14 protein-coding genes and 1 pseudogene are annotated in these 14,867 nt (G+C 27.5%); 9 read left to right on the forward strand and 6 right to left on the reverse strand.

Going from position 1 to position 14,867, the window contains the following annotated elements:
• The first annotated feature begins 72 nt into the window (after nucleotides 1-72).
• Both HF850_RS09125 and HF850_RS09130 read left to right on the forward strand, forming a co-directional pair.
• Entirely contained in the window at nucleotides 73-294 is a 222-nt protein-coding gene (locus HF850_RS09125; RefSeq protein ID WP_169105131.1) for a hypothetical protein, read from the forward strand.
• Between the two features lie 288 nt (nucleotides 295-582).
• Complete coding sequence (locus HF850_RS09130) at nucleotides 583-1,449, forward strand: TerC/Alx family metal homeostasis membrane protein (RefSeq protein WP_169105147.1); 867 nt, start codon at nucleotides 583-585, stop codon at nucleotides 1,447-1,449.
• Nucleotides 1,450-1,735: 286 nt separating this feature from the next.
• On the opposite strand, the gene HF850_RS09135 is transcribed toward HF850_RS09130, so the two are convergent.
• Nucleotides 1,736-2,653, reverse strand: coding sequence for an IS1 family transposase (locus HF850_RS09135; RefSeq protein WP_169105132.1), 918 nt, complete (start codon nucleotides 2,651-2,653; stop codon nucleotides 1,736-1,738).
• Nucleotides 2,654-2,969: 316 nt separating this feature from the next.
• On the opposite strand from HF850_RS09135, the gene HF850_RS09140 reads away from it, so the two are divergent.
• Nucleotides 2,970-4,271 carry a folylpolyglutamate synthase/dihydrofolate synthase family protein gene (locus HF850_RS09140; RefSeq protein ID WP_169105133.1) on the forward strand — a complete coding sequence of 434 codons (1,302 nt, stop codon included), beginning with the start codon at nucleotides 2,970-2,972 and terminating at the stop codon, nucleotides 4,269-4,271.
• 42 nt (nucleotides 4,272-4,313) lie between these two features.
• A complete protein-coding gene (locus HF850_RS09145; protein WP_169105134.1) occupies nucleotides 4,314-6,284 on the forward strand; it encodes a DNA-binding protein in 1,971 nt (656 codons plus the stop codon).
• Nucleotides 6,285-6,344: 60 nt separating this feature from the next.
• Here the strand turns inward: HF850_RS09145 and HF850_RS09150 are convergent, their stop codons facing one another.
• On the reverse strand, nucleotides 6,345-6,599 hold the full coding sequence (locus HF850_RS09150) for a TIGR03905 family TSCPD domain-containing protein (RefSeq protein WP_169105135.1): 255 nt from the start codon (nucleotides 6,597-6,599) through the stop codon (nucleotides 6,345-6,347).
• A gap of 173 nt (nucleotides 6,600-6,772) precedes the next feature.
• Here HF850_RS09150 and HF850_RS09155 point away from each other — a divergent pair, with 173 nt between their 5' ends.
• On the forward strand, nucleotides 6,773-7,663 hold the full coding sequence (locus tag HF850_RS09155) for a YncE family protein (protein WP_347564422.1): 891 nt from the start codon (nucleotides 6,773-6,775) through the stop codon (nucleotides 7,661-7,663).
• A 52-nt stretch (nucleotides 7,664-7,715) separates the two neighbouring features.
• Here HF850_RS09155 and HF850_RS09160 read toward each other — a convergent pair whose 3' ends face one another.
• Nucleotides 7,716-8,246 (reverse strand): DUF4364 family protein, encoded by a 531-nt coding sequence (locus HF850_RS09160; RefSeq protein ID WP_169105137.1) that lies wholly within the window; start codon nucleotides 8,244-8,246, stop codon nucleotides 7,716-7,718.
• Between the two features lie 197 nt (nucleotides 8,247-8,443).
• Here HF850_RS09160 and HF850_RS09165 point away from each other — a divergent pair, with 197 nt between their 5' ends.
• Together HF850_RS09165 and HF850_RS09170 are read left to right on the forward strand one after the other, a co-directional pair.
• Complete coding sequence (locus HF850_RS09165; RefSeq protein ID WP_169105138.1) at nucleotides 8,444-9,208, forward strand: polysaccharide deacetylase family protein; 765 nt, start codon at nucleotides 8,444-8,446, stop codon at nucleotides 9,206-9,208.
• Between the two features lie 105 nt (nucleotides 9,209-9,313).
• A complete protein-coding gene (locus HF850_RS09170) occupies nucleotides 9,314-9,964 on the forward strand; it encodes a single-stranded DNA-binding protein (protein WP_169105139.1) in 651 nt (216 codons plus the stop codon).
• Between the two features lie 165 nt (nucleotides 9,965-10,129).
• On the opposite strand, the gene dapD is transcribed toward HF850_RS09170, so the two are convergent.
• A complete protein-coding gene (gene dapD, locus HF850_RS09175) occupies nucleotides 10,130-10,840 on the reverse strand; it encodes a 2,3,4,5-tetrahydropyridine-2,6-dicarboxylate N-acetyltransferase (protein WP_169105140.1) in 711 nt (236 codons plus the stop codon).
• Nucleotides 10,841-11,048: 208 nt separating this feature from the next.
• Here dapD and HF850_RS09180 point away from each other — a divergent pair, with 208 nt between their 5' ends.
• Nucleotides 11,049-12,188, forward strand: coding sequence for an aminotransferase class I/II-fold pyridoxal phosphate-dependent enzyme (locus HF850_RS09180; protein WP_169105141.1), 1,140 nt, complete (start codon nucleotides 11,049-11,051; stop codon nucleotides 12,186-12,188).
• Nucleotides 12,189-12,466: 278 nt separating this feature from the next.
• Here the strand turns inward: HF850_RS09180 and istB are convergent, their stop codons facing one another.
• Entirely contained in the window at nucleotides 12,467-13,225 is a 759-nt protein-coding gene (gene istB / locus HF850_RS09185) for an IS21-like element helper ATPase IstB (protein ID WP_169105142.1), read from the reverse strand.
• Nucleotides 13,188-14,501 carry an IS21 family transposase gene (gene istA, locus HF850_RS09190; RefSeq protein ID WP_169105143.1) on the reverse strand — a complete coding sequence of 438 codons (1,314 nt, stop codon included), beginning with the start codon at nucleotides 14,499-14,501 and terminating at the stop codon, nucleotides 13,188-13,190. Before istA ends, istB begins: the two co-directional genes overlap by 38 nt.
• A 140-nt stretch (nucleotides 14,502-14,641) precedes the next feature.
• Between istA and HF850_RS09195 the strand changes: the two are divergent.
• Nucleotides 14,642-14,867: pseudogene (locus HF850_RS09195) on the forward strand (group II intron reverse transcriptase/maturase); the annotation flags it as partial.

The following is a 14,867-nucleotide window of genomic DNA, read 5'->3' on the forward strand; positions in this document are numbered from 1 at the left end:
TCTTGGAATTTTTCGTTTTATACCAGATACACTCCTATAGCAGAGTATGAAGTATATTCTGGATTTAATAAAATGATAGGAAATAAGACTGCAATATATATTTCACATAGATTATCTTCATGTAGATTTTGTGATGATATTGCAGTATTTGATGATGGAAGTGTAGTTCAGCGTGGAAGTCATGAAGAATTTGTAAATGCCTATGATGGATTGTATGCAAAAATGTGGAGTGCTCAGGCACAGTATTATGCTGATAATCAAAATGAAATAGCAGTAGAAAGTAAAGAAAATTAATGACTTAAATTTTAATTAATATTAGATAATATATAAGCACAAGAATAGTAACTATCGGTTTGATAATTAACTTTCTTGTGCTTTGGTTTTACTATAGATTTTCATAAAATGTATATAAAAATAATAAAAACATGGATAATAGTAAATTCATAATAATATATATAGAAAGAAAAGTAAAACAAAATAAAGATTATGTTTTCAATTAGTTTCTAGTATGTTATTGCATACTAACTATAAAATATAAACTTTTTACTTATTATAAAAGAAATTATAACTGTTACTTGTTACCTGAATAAGTGGGGTGTTAATTTGAAGGAGAAGAAGTATTTATTTAATCTTATATTTTGGGTATCATTATCCATAATGTTTAATGTTTTTATTTATATTACAAAAGGAGAAACATCAGCAATAGAATATTTTGGTGGATATATAGTGGAAATGTCTCTTAGTCTTGATAATTTATTTTTGTTTCTAATGATATTTTCTAGCTTTGGCATAAAAGAGGATTATCAGGAAAGAGTTCTCTTATACGGTGTATTAGGAGCAATGGTATTAAGGCTTATATTTATTTTGCTTGGAGTAAGTATAATAAATAAATTTCATTCTATACTCTCATTGTTTGGAATAATATTGTTATATAGTGGTTTGAAAATGTTATTTAAAAAAGAAGAGAAGATTGAATTTCAAGATAATTTTGCAGTAAAAGTATTAAGAAAGGTTATACCAGTAACAACAGTTCTTCATGGAAACAGATTTTTTGTAAATAAGAATAAAATAATATATGCAACACCACTTTTGGCAGTACTTGTTGTAATAGAATTTTCAGATGTACTGTTTGCAATAGATTCTATACCTGCCATATTTTCTATAACTACAGATACAATGATAGTATATACATCTAATATTTTTGCTATATTAGGCTTAAGAAGCATGTATTACATATTAGAAAAAATGAATGACAAGTTTACTTTTATGAAATATGGTGTAGGTGTAATACTTATGTTTACAGGATTAAAGTTATTTATATTATTATTTGGAATAGAAATATCAGTTACGAATTCGGTATTAATAATAATGATAATTCTCTTAGCAAGCATTTTATTATCTTTATTACTTGATGATTTTTCAAGAAGAAGAAAATATGGTAATAGATAAATAATAGAAATAAAAGGATTTGGTTTTTAAGGTAGAAGATCAAATTCTTTTATTATGTTATTAAGTAAGGTATAGAATATTTAAATACTGGATTTAAGTTATATAAAAATTATTGAAATGGTGTATAAGAGAATATATTTGAAAGAAATTCTTATAATTATTTAGCTTCACGCATGTAATATATTACTAAAAAATAGTATCAAAAGCTGTTTTTAAATAATGTTGTTATATATAGGAATTAAAGATGAGTCAATATGTACAAATTACATGTTATAAAATTTATATATTACAAGACAAGTTCAGATTTTTTAATATTACTTGTTTTTATAAATCCAAAAGATTTTACTAGGGAGTAGGACATATCCATAGACTTAAAGCAATAATCAAGATTAAACAATATAAAATAGGATAAATAGTTCTCTAAATATTTAGTTGCTATTCCATAAAAATCACAAAACCAGGCTGATACTTTGTGTCCAATATGGTTGATTTTATCGTCAATAACTATAGATTTGCTTCTCCATCTCTTGTTAGTTTTATTATTATACCTTTCACTTACAGCTCTTAAGAAACGATTCCATCCATTAGTGATAATTAATGCTTTTTCATCTAGTCTACTAATTACTTTGTTTTTAAATTGAATTTTATCAAAACTGTGTCTGCTTAAGGGAACTATTAGCATTGTATCTTGGCAATCTCTGACTGCTACTGCAACTATAAGTTTTTGTTGAAAATAGTAGTCAGGTTTAAAATTTATTGTAGAATTATAAGCTCCCTCTTGAAAACATATTGTGTCGGCAGATATATTCCCTGATAATTTTTCTGGGTTGATTCCATAATGATGAGCTGATTTTAGAATATTTAATATTTTATGGCGCCAGTAAAAAGCTGTTGATAAATTAAGTTTTAATTCAGCAGCACATGCTCTTAAAGTTCTTCTCTGTAAGAATAATTCTATATATTTAATCCAAAGTTCAGGAACTTTTTTTGAATAATACCATAAAGAATTGGTTGTATTTGAAAATGTTCTTCTACACTTTTTGCACATATATCTTTGAATTCCTTTATATTTGCCGTGTTTAATAAAATCAGTATTCTGGCAATGAGGACAACATTCAAATTTCTTAGCTTTATATAAATCAACTTTTAGTAATTGGGGTATAAGCTTTTCTAAGTTTTTATAATCAATATCATTTTCTATCAATTTATTCACCTCGTTTGGAGCATTGCCACAAAGTATGAATAATATACAAAACAACATTTTTTAAAAACAGATGTGTATGGAATTTTTTTTGTATACATATGCATGGGTAATCAAAAAAATTGAATGCTTAATTTAAGTAATATTAAGCTCTTGAGATATATAAGATATTGGGAGCTTTTAATTGGCCAAGTTAGACTATAAACAAAGTTGATTTTTGCTGTATATTAAATACCTATATTTTGGTTGAAGTAGAAAGCTAATTAAGATAGAATTTACTTAATAATAAATAATATTTACGAAAAAGAGGTTAAGAATTATGATTTATGAAGAAGCAATGAAGTACATAAGCAGTATAGGAAAATTTGGATCTAATTATGGACTTAAGAGGACATTTAGGCTTTTAGAATTACTGGGGAATCCAGATAAAAAACTTAAATTAATTCATGTGGCAGGAACAAATGGCAAGGGTTCAACAACTGCAATGATAACAAAAGTTCTAAGAGGAATGGGTTACAAAGTAGGCATGTACACTTCTCCATATATTGAGGAATTTGAAGAGAGAATACAGATTAATGGTGAAAATATTCCTAAAGAAAAACTAGTATCATTATTGGTGGAAGTTAAAGAAGCTGTAGAAAAAGTTATAAAAGAAGGGTATGATCATCCAACTCAATTTGAAATTCTTACAGCACTAATGTTTTTATATTTTTATAGAGAAAAAGTTGATTATGGGGTGGTAGAAGTAGGACTTGGAGGAGCTTTAGATTCTACAAATGTTTTGACTCCTATTGTAAGTGTTATTACATCTATAAGTTATGATCATATGAATATTTTAGGTGATACTATAGAGGAAATTGCTGAGCAGAAAGCTGGAATAATAAAAGAAGGTATACCAGTTGTGGTTTATCCTGAAGAAAAGAATGTTCAGGATGTTATTGTGAAAAAAACTGAAGAGATGAATTCAAGAATAAGACTTGTACAGAAGAACAGCGTAAAGCTTTTAAATATAAATAGAGATGATATATATCAAGAAGTACAGGTAAGTACAATGAAGAATGATTATAAAGTTAAACTTCCTCTTTTAGGAGCACATCAAATGCTTAACTTAGCAGTGGTATTAAATACTATAGAGGTTATTTTTGAAGGACAGAATGAAAAACTAAATGTTAAATTAGTTGAAAAATCTTTAGAAGATGTTGAGTGGAAAGGTAGACTTGAAGTATTAAATAAGAAACCTCTTATTGTAATAGATGGAGCACATAATATTGATGGTATAAAATCACTTACATATAATGTGAATAAGTATTTTAAGTATAAGAATATGATACTTCTGTTAGGTATTTTGGCAGATAAACAAGTGGATGAAATGATAAAGGAAATAGTTCCATTTGCAGAAAAAGTATATGCTCTTACTCCACATAGTGATAGAGCTCAACTTAGCCAGGAATTAAAAAATAAAATAGTTAAATATAATAAAAATGTAATAGCTATAGAAAGCTATGAAGAGGCCGTATCAAAAGCAATAAGTGAAGCTGATGAAGATGATCTTATACTAATAAGTGGTTCGTTATATATGATAGGGGATATGAGAAAAATATTAGTTAAAATTTTGAAATAATGGTAAAATGAAATGGTATAAAAGATAGGGGGCGGGAACAATATGACAGAAAATAAAATGGAAAAGTCGTATTATATAGAATTAAAAGAATTCTATAATAAGAATAAAGGGGAATTTTACAGCTTTCAAGACATTGAGAATGCTGGAAGCTATGAATATAGAGTATTTACTAGAAAGATTAAGCCTCTTAAATTATTTGAGCAAAATAAGTCAGCGGCTAAATTAGTAAAGATTTTATTAGAAGTAATTCATAATGGAAAACATTGTGAAGAGCTTGAAGAATATTTAAGTTCAAACCGTGTTATTTACTATTATGAGAGCATTAGGCAAACATTAAGTGCAGTAATTGAAAATAATGATGAAAGTAAAGAATTGCTTAAACAATTTGTAGATAATGTGATTTTAAATAGCAAAAATGAAGAAGTGGTAAAGTTGGCCTTAATTATGGCTCAAGTACTTGAAGTGGATAACTTAGAAGAAATATTAAATATTTTCTCTATTCATAATAGCTTTATATTTTATGTAATTAATGATTATTCGCATATGAATAACAAAAATGATACGATTTTTGAAATCGCTAAACATGCAGAATATTATGGGAAGTTTTTTGCTCTTGTTCACTTAAAGGCATTAACATATGAAATAGAAAATTGGCTTGTTGAATATGGATGCACTGATAATTATCCAATACCTGAAATTATAGAGTATAGTATTTTATCAGTTGATATTTTAGAATATTTAAATAGAGTTAAATTGGATTCACATAATATAGAATTGTTTACCAAAGCCTTTTGTACAGTTTTATCTGATTATGGATTAGGTGCAATTAATAATAAGGTAGATGTATGTAATAAGATTTTAGAAATTATAAATGAAGTTAGTGGTGGCATATATTCTTTATATGCAGTAGTATCAATATTATATTTAGTTGATGGAATGCTAGTAGATTATTATAAGGAAAACAAAAACATACAAATATTAGATGAGTTTGAAGAATATAAAAGAATAATTGAATTATGTACTGATATAGTAAACGAACCGTATTGGCATGATGTAATAAAGGATGAAATAAGTAATACTGAATTAGAAACTGATGTTTTAATAGGATGTATAGAAAAAACAGGTTATAAACTTAAAAAGAAAGAATATGAAAATATACTAAAAAGAAATTATTGTAGCCCACTTTTATATAAATATGGTTTATGTTCAGGTAGTAAAGCAATAAGAAAGACTGCATTTAAACTTGGAATTGCTAATCTTCCAATTGATGATATGACAATGGAGTCTAAAGAGATGAGGCTTGAAAATTTAACATATGATGATATTGATTATATATGCCTTTATATATTAATAACATATAGTGAAATAGAAGATTTTAATGATGACATTAATGAATATAAACATATAAATTTGAGAGGATTACAATGTCCTTTAATTGAATTAAGAGATGAATGCATAAAAAATCTTAATAAAATGAAAAATTTTATAAATGAAAATGATAAAAAATTGATTTATAGATATATAGATCAAGAATGTATTCCGAGTATAAAAAGAAAATTAAAGTCATTACTTAAAGAAAATACTTATTCAAGTAACGATAATAGAGAGTTAGTAATTGATCAACCAGAAATTATTCAAATTCATCCTAAGGATGCATTTCTATTAAATATAAATGTTTTAGGTCAAGGGGCATTTAATAGAATTAAAGTTAAGAATTCACTTAAGGAAAATGATGTTGTGTATATTATGCAAAATTTTATTGAGGAAAATGGATTTTCTACAATTGTGTGTACAGAAAATGGATATGCTATTGGATATATTTCAAAACCTATTGATGATATCTTAAATAATCTAATATATGCAGAACGTTATATATATGGTGTTATAAAGCAAATAAGTGATGATTTGAATAATATAAGTATATCTTTATATTTAAGTTATAAAGATGTTGAGGATGGAGTAGCTAATGTACTAGAACTTTTATCCAGAACAAAAGAACAATATATCCAATAATCTTAAATAATAAAGAGGTTTTATGTGTATTTTTTTAAATACACATAAAACCTCTTATTTTTAATTATTATTTTCTTCTTTCCATGCAAGTAAAGCTAATGAAAGTTGATCAGGACAAGATGTTGATCTTTTACCACAATGAATTCCATTAAGTTTTTCTATTACGTCATCTACCTTCATACCTTGAACTAGATGACCTATGCCTTGAAGATTTCCATTACAGCCGCCAACAAATTCAATAGATTGAATTACATTGTCTACTATATCTAAATTAATTGTTGATGCACATACACCATTTGTCTTATAAGTAAACATATATTTATTTCTCTCCTCTTAATAAAAAATAACACTCCTACTTATTATAGTAGGAAATTGTCAATAAATAAAGATATAACAGCAAATTGGTAGTACCAATAAAAGAGGAAAAGAATATATTATAAATACAAATAAGATTGAAATAAAAATAGGATTGTTTATATTGGGGGGAAATGGGATTGAGTTATATAATTTTGTGTAATACAGGTTCTGACAGTCTTAGTAGAATTAATACCTATGATCAAAAGGTGGAAAATCTTTATTTATCTAATGGGGCTGAGCCATTTGGTCCCCATAGTCTAGCTTTATATGATAAAAATATCATTGTGGCAAATAATTACAATAACAGTATATCCTTAATTAATTTATGGGATTTTAAAGAACTCAAAAATTTATATATAGGAGCTCATCCTAATGACATTAGCATAATAAATAAAGTATTATATGTGACTTGTGGAGAGTCAGATTCTGTAATTGTATATAATTTAAACAATGAAAGGATTGATTTTGAGATACCTACAGGTAGATTTCCACATGATATTATATTATACAAAGAAAAAAATATGCTATTTGTAAGCAATATGGGTGATAATAGTATATCCATAATAGAGGCTAAAAAAAATGAAATAATTCAAAAAATAGAAGTAGAAAATACTCCGTTAAAAATTGCAGTTTCTAATAATAGACGTTATTTGTATGTATGTATGAGTTATCTTGGATATGACCAAAATGGCTATGTAGGAATTATATCTTTAGATAATCTTGAGCTTATTCAAAAAATAAAAGTTGGATATTCTCCAGTAGATTTATTTGAGGATAATGGATATTTGTATATATCTAATTTATGTAGTGGTTCTATAAGTATATTGGACTTGAATAAGGGGAGAGAAATAAAGAAAATTCCTGTAGGAGGAATGCCAAGAGGTATACTTAAAATAAATGAAATCATATATTCTGGTGATTATCAAAATGGAATTATAAATGTAATAAACCTTAAAGAAAAAGAAATAAAAGCCATAACAGTTGGAAAAGAACCAAATGCAATGACTTTTATTGAAAATTAATAATATAATACTATGCTTCTAGAAAAAAATAAACTAAAGCAATTTTTTGAGTTTAATTTTCGTCTATTAATATATTGATAACTTTATTATAAATATCTGAAGGATTGTTTTTCCATTTACTGCAGATAGAAGAAGCCTGCTTTGTTGAAGGAACAGAAAGCTTAAGTTCCATCAATAAGGTCTGATTTTCTACAGCTTTTAAATCTACTATAAAGCTGTCATTATCACCTAATGTATAGTCAGCATGAATAGTGAGTTCTTTTTTTATTGATTCGATTTTTTCTTTTATGTACTCGTCAACAACTGATATTTTTGAAGGTGAAAGCCTGTCTTTGAACATAGAAAGTACATTTTCCCCTTGTTTTGTCAACATTAGTACTTTTTTATCATTAGCCTCATGATATTCAACGAATTTTGAATCTTCTAATTCAGATAAGTACTGTTGAAAAGTGAAATAATTTATGAAATTGTTTTCTAAAATTATTTCTGTAAGCTGAGTGTTTGATATTGGATTTTTTATTGATTTTAAGACATATAGCATTAAAAGTTTATTTTCTGCTAATTCTGATGAATTTTCGTACATAATTACCTCCATGACTAATGAAACTCTTTTTTTATTATAGCATAAATTACTATTTAGTGAATATAGATAATAACAAAACGGGATATTAAAAATTAATTAGTTAACAATAATAAATTAATATTGATTAATTTATTAGAAATGTATATTTCATAAGGAAAATATATATTATATTATTAATAAATTTAGGAGGAAATAATGTGAACTGGAAGATTAAGCGTATAGGAATCGATATAGTTATCATAATAATAATATCTCTTGTTTCAATGGGATTAACAAAGCCATCACAGGTTAATGCAGGAAATATTGAAGAAGAGATTCCCATATATTGCGTAGATACAGAGTGTAAAGATATATGCCTCACTTTTGATGTGAATTGGGCTGAAAAAGATTATTTAGAAAGCATATTAAATATTTTAGATAAATATAATGCTAAAGGAACATTTTTTGTGATGGGAGGATTGGTGAATTATAGTGAAGATAACGTGAATAAATTAAAAGCAATAGATGAAAAAGGTCATGAAATAGGGAATCATAGCTATATGCATCCTAATTTTACAAAAATAACTCAAGATAAAATGAGAGAAGAAGTTAAGAAAACAGATGATGTAATCGAAAAGTATATAGGGAAGAAATCTAAGGTTTTTAGATTTCCTAGTGGTGATTATAATAAAAGTTCATTTATGACAGTAAGAGGTATGGGATATAGTATAATTCAGTGGAGTTCAGATTCTGTAGATTGGAAAGAACTTGGAGCTAAAACAGAGTATGACAGAATTATGAAAGGTATAAAGCCTGGAGCAATTTTATTATTTCATAACAATGCTAAATATACACCAGGAAATTTAGAAAAAATTATACCTGAACTTCAAAGTCAGGGCTATACATTTAAAACAGTCAGTGAAGTTATATATTTTGATAGGTATAAGGTGGATAAAGATGGAATTCAACATAAAAATAATTAAATTTATTGAAAGTAACCTAGTATTTGTATTATAATGGTAATATATGCTAGTGGGAGCATATATTTTATTATTTTAAAATAATTTCCGATGGAGAGAGGGATTACAATGGATAATTTAATGCTAAATAACAAGATTTACCTAGAAGGTAAAGTATCATCTGAATTGGAGTTTAGCCATGAAATGTATGGGGAAGGCTTTTATACTTTTAATTTAGACGTAATGAGATTAAGTGATTCAGTAGATACGCTTAATATTACTGTTTCAGAAAGGCTATTAAGCAATATGAAGCTTGAGGTTGGATCAGAAGTAATTGTTGAAGGACAATTAAGATCTTACAATAAGTTTATTGATGGATCTAATAAACTTATACTTACTGTTTTTGCTAGAAATATTGAACCATGCGTTGAAAGAAGCAAAAATCCAAATGAAATATTCTTGGATGGCTACATCTGTAAGGAGCCTATTTATAGAACAACTCCTTTTGGACGTGAAATTGCTGATGTATTACTTGCTGTTAATAGAGCATATAATAAATCAGATTACATTCCAACTATTGCATGGGGAAGAAATTCAAGATTTTGCCAAACTTTAAATGTTGGAGACAACATTAAAGTATGGGGTAGACTTCAAAGTAGAGAATATCAAAAGAAGATATCAGAAAATGAAGTCGTAAAGAAAGTTGCATATGAAGTGTCTATATCAAAGATGGAAAAATCACAAAAAGAGGAAGGTAATGGTGAAGAAGGAGCAGTATAATATTCTTTAAACGTTACTTAGATTAATTACAGTAAGAATGATAACTTTAAGAAAAGGCTATAATTATCATAATGGTCAATAATTAATCGTTAATAATATATCTTTGAATATGAAAATCAAAAGGTTTCGCAATATTAATAATGCGAAACCTTTATTTCTTATAAATTATTTTCTTAGATCATCTAAAAGCTGAGTCTTATCTTTTGTCTTATCGTCAACTTCTTTGATTATTTTTGCTGGAGAACCAGCAACAACAACACCATCTGGAACATCTTGAGTTACTACAGAACCAGCTGCAACAACAGCACCTTTTCCTACTTTAACTCCTTCAAGAATTACTGAATTAGCTCCAATAAGGGCATTATCACCTATTTGACATGGTTCTTTGCTTGGTGGTTCTAATACACCAGCAACAACAGCACCTGCACCTAAATGTACATTTTTACCAAGTTGTCCTCTTGCACCTACAACAGCATTCATATCAACCATAGTTCCATCGCCTATTTCAGCACCTATGTTGATTACTGCACCCATCATTACAACGGCATTTTTACCGATTTTAACTTTATCTCTTATGATTGCACCTGGTTCTATTCTAGCATCAACTTCTAATAAATCTAACATTGGAATAGCAGAATTTCTTCTGTCATTTTCAATTCTAAAATGTTTTATAAGATGTTTATTGTCTAAAACTATTTTAGTTATAGAATCAGATTCTCCCATTAATATGTAAAAACCATTAGTTCCGTACCATTCTACGTCGCTCATATCAGCGTTGCTTAAATCTCCGTTAATATAAACTTTAACAGGAGTAGATTTTTTTGATTCCTTAATAAATCTAGCGATTTCATAAGGATCTGTTAAATTATATGACATTAATATCACCCTTTCAATATTCATTTTAGACTACTTAATTATAATAAAAAAATATAATAAATAAAAGAGAAAAAATCAAAAAATAGTATACATTAACCTAATGAATAAAACCATGTAAAAAATTTTTATTAATTTACTAATATAAGTATGATATCATTGTATATAAATAATAATACCTTTATAAGAATATGAATTGGGGGTAATCTAGATGAACAACAGATTAGAAAAAATACAGATTTCAGGTATAAGAAGATTTGCAGAAAAAGTAAAAAAAGTAGATGGGGCTGTTTCGCTTACTTTAGGACAGCCAGATTTTAATGTGCCAAAGGCTGTATCAGATAGTATGATAAGGGCAATAAATGAAGGTAAAACTACATATACTTCAAATGCTGGATTAGATGAATTAAGAGAAGAAATATGTAATTATTTAAAGTCGTTTAATATAAATTATATAAAAGAAGAGATTTGTGTTACAGTTGGAGGAAGTGAAGGATTATATTCAGTGTTATTTGCACTTATGAACGCTGGAGATAAAATACTTATACCTAGTCCCGCGTATCCAGCTTATGAAAATATATCAGTAATGATTGGTGCAGATGTAGTAAATTATGAATTGAATGAAGATTTTTCTTTAAATATAAATTCTATAAAAGAAAAACTTAAAAATGATGATATAAAATATTTAATGCTTTCATTTCCATCTAATCCTACTGGTGCAATATTAAGTAGAAATCAAAGAGATGAACTTATAGAGATTATAAAAGAAAATAATATAGTAGTAATAACGGATGAAATGTATGCATCAATTATATTTGATGAATATTATTCTGTAGCACAATGTGAAGAAATAAAGGATAAGGTTATTTATGTGAGTGGATTTTCTAAGATGTTTTCTATGACTGGTCTTAGAATAGGATATGTTGCATGTGTAGATAAATATATGAAAGAAATAATGAAGGTTCATCAATATGGAGTTTCTTGTGCTCCATCAATATCACAGTATGGTGCATTAAATGGACTTAAGAATTCAATGGATGATGTTGAAAAGATGAAAAAATCCTTTGAAAGAAGAAAAAATTATTGCATGGAAAGGCTTAGAAAGATGAATGTAGATGTGGCAGAACCAAAAGGTGCATTTTATATATTTCCATCAATAAAGAAATTTAATATTTCATCAGAAGAATTTTGTGAAAGGTTACTAAATGAAGGAAAAGTAGCATTTGTACCAGGAAGTGCTTTTGGAAAACTTGGGGAGGGATACATGAGGATTTCATATTGTTATTCGGATGAAATATTAAAAGAAGCATTTGATAGATTTGAAGTATTTGTAAATAAAAATTTTATATAGTATGAAATGAGATTTTTTTACAAAGGATACAGATTAAGTTGGTCTGTATCTTTTTTATTGGTGTGCCCAGCATGGGCACGTGCTAATCGGTGAAAGTACGTGTTCTTACCTGGGGAGGTCTGATAGATATGTACCAAATGAATAAAATTTCAAGGTTACAACCCACATAGTGATATGTGGCTGAACTATCAGAAGTCGGCAGATGTCATAGTAACTCCGCTAATATTAATGTCAAGATTTTTTTGAACAATTGTGCTAATATTTTCATGTACAATTGCTCAGTTATTTTTATCAGATATCTTAGAAAGTGCAGTCGCAGTTCTATAAGAGTTTCCTAAGATAGTTACAATAGTAGAATGATGAACGAGTCTATCTAAAATAGCACTTGCTAATAAATTATCCACAAATATTTGATTCCAGTCGGCTAAATGTATATTGCTAGTAACAATTGTACTTTTCTTTTCATAACGTCTATCTATTAGCTGAAAAAACATTTTAGCTTCTTGCTCACCAATAGGAAGATAGCCTATTTCATCGATTATAAGAAGTTTATACTTACTGAAATGTTTTATCCTAGAATCTAGTTTATTCTCTAAATATGCCTTCTTTAGCTGTTCTATTAAATCTTGACACTTTATAAAATACGTGCTAACTCTTTTTTTGGCTGCTGCAATTCCTATCGAAGTCGCAAGGTGGGTTTTACCCACGCCACTGTTTCCGATTAATATAATATTATTGTTATTTTCTAAAAATCTTAGACTTTCAAAATCTAAAAATTGTTGCTTATTTATTTTAGGCTGAAAGTCAAAATCAAAGTCTTTTAATTCCTTTAAGTGTGGAAATCCTGCCACTTTAACCATGGCATTCGCTGCGTTAAAATCCTTGACTTTAACTTCCTTAGTAGTTAATTCATATAAAGCGTCTACAACACTAATTTTATGATCATTTATTTTGTTAATATAATCATCTAAATGTAGACTAATTTGTGTTAGCTTAAGTTTATTCAAATTCTTTTGTAACTGTTGATAATTGTTCATTGAATTTTCTCATCTCCTCTAAATGTTTAGCTGCATAGTCTTTTAATTCTTCATCTGATGAGTTTTTAAAAGTTAATCCTAGCATTTCTAAATGATGATTTTCATGATAATTTAGTTTTTTATGCGAAATTGTGTGTAAAGTTATTAATTTATGAGCATAATAAACATATAGATTATTATCTATAACTTTTACAACAATATTTTTATCAATGAAATCTTTAGGAACGGAATATAGATTTCCCTTATATTTAAATAAGGCATTTGAATTAACTTTGGTTGATATTGTTGTGTTTTTGTAAGAAGAGCATATTTTACTATTTGGTAAAGGTAAAAGATGTTCTTTTTCCTTTTTAAATACCAATATAGGAGGGACTCCTGTCGCTTGACATATCCTTGAATTAGCTTCATTTGTTATAATTCTCATTTTTTCATATAATTCTTCTTCATCAGCCAAAAGACCATTATAGGTCATTATTTCATCTATAATTCTCATTGGGTTTTCAACTTTAGCCTTGGTATTTGGTCTTGCTCTAACGCAAGGAACGATATTAAAACCAAAATCATCAGCCAACTGTTGAAACTTAGGATTAATTTTTCCGTCCGAACGTTCAGTTCTAGCTTTATCCATCATAGTTGAAGCATTATCTATAATTATTTCATTAGGAACTCCTCCGAGTTCTTCGAAGGCATTTACTAAGAAATCAAATAAATATGCTTGAGATGTTGAAGGACAAACTGCCCAGTATTTAAATCTGGAAGCAGATAAAACTAAGCTTCCTACATTAAAGATAAATTTTTCACCATTTTTGAATGTAAAGTTAAGTTTTTCTTTCCAATCAAATTGTGCTTGTTTTCCAAATGGTGTTTCAGATTTTACAGAATCCTTTTTAGTTTTAGGTTTAAAATATTCTGCAAATTCTTGATGTTTTAAAATATAATAATTAAAATCGCTTCGAGAGCACTGTAACCCCTTTTCTCGAACCAAATATCTATATAGATGTGTTTTATAATAGAAGATTTGATCCGTCTCTGCTGAAAGCAGGTTCGAAATGATGTCATAAAAGTCATCTATCTTTGACTTTTTAGGTTTTCTTGTCTTGTTAATATTTCCATCATAGTACTTTTTAACTGTTCTTCTATCAACTCCTAATTGTCTTGCCATAGCACTAAAATTAGGTCTATCCAAATTATTTACCTCTATCATAATTTTAAGTTTAGGTAAGTCGTTTACTGCTTTAATATTTATTTCAGTATTAATAGTTGTCTTAAATAACATTTTCATCACCGTTAATACTTTGGTAAATATTACTTTATACTATACATAAAAATATTAGCAACTCTGTACATTGTTATCTTAGCATTTATACGCTAATCGCGATAGCGGATGAAGGACTGAACGTTAGGAGGTTTACAACTTTGGATAAATCAAAGAAATTACAAAGAAAGCAGAAAACTAAATATATAGACCAGTTGATGGAAGTAGAAGTGGAACTTCAAGGTAAATCAAAGGTGCCAAGTAATTCTATGGTTTTACCAAATAGGGAAAGCGTAAACGATGAAGCATTTGATACTAGTAGATTACTCGAAGAAGTTCTTGAAAGGAAAAATATGCTTTCAGCTCTCAAAAGAGTAATTAGCAATA

Origin of the sequence: Clostridium sp. SM-530-WT-3G (assembly GCF_012843905.1) — a bacterium.
Taxonomy (GTDB): Bacteria; Bacillota; Clostridia; order Clostridiales; family Clostridiaceae; genus Clostridium.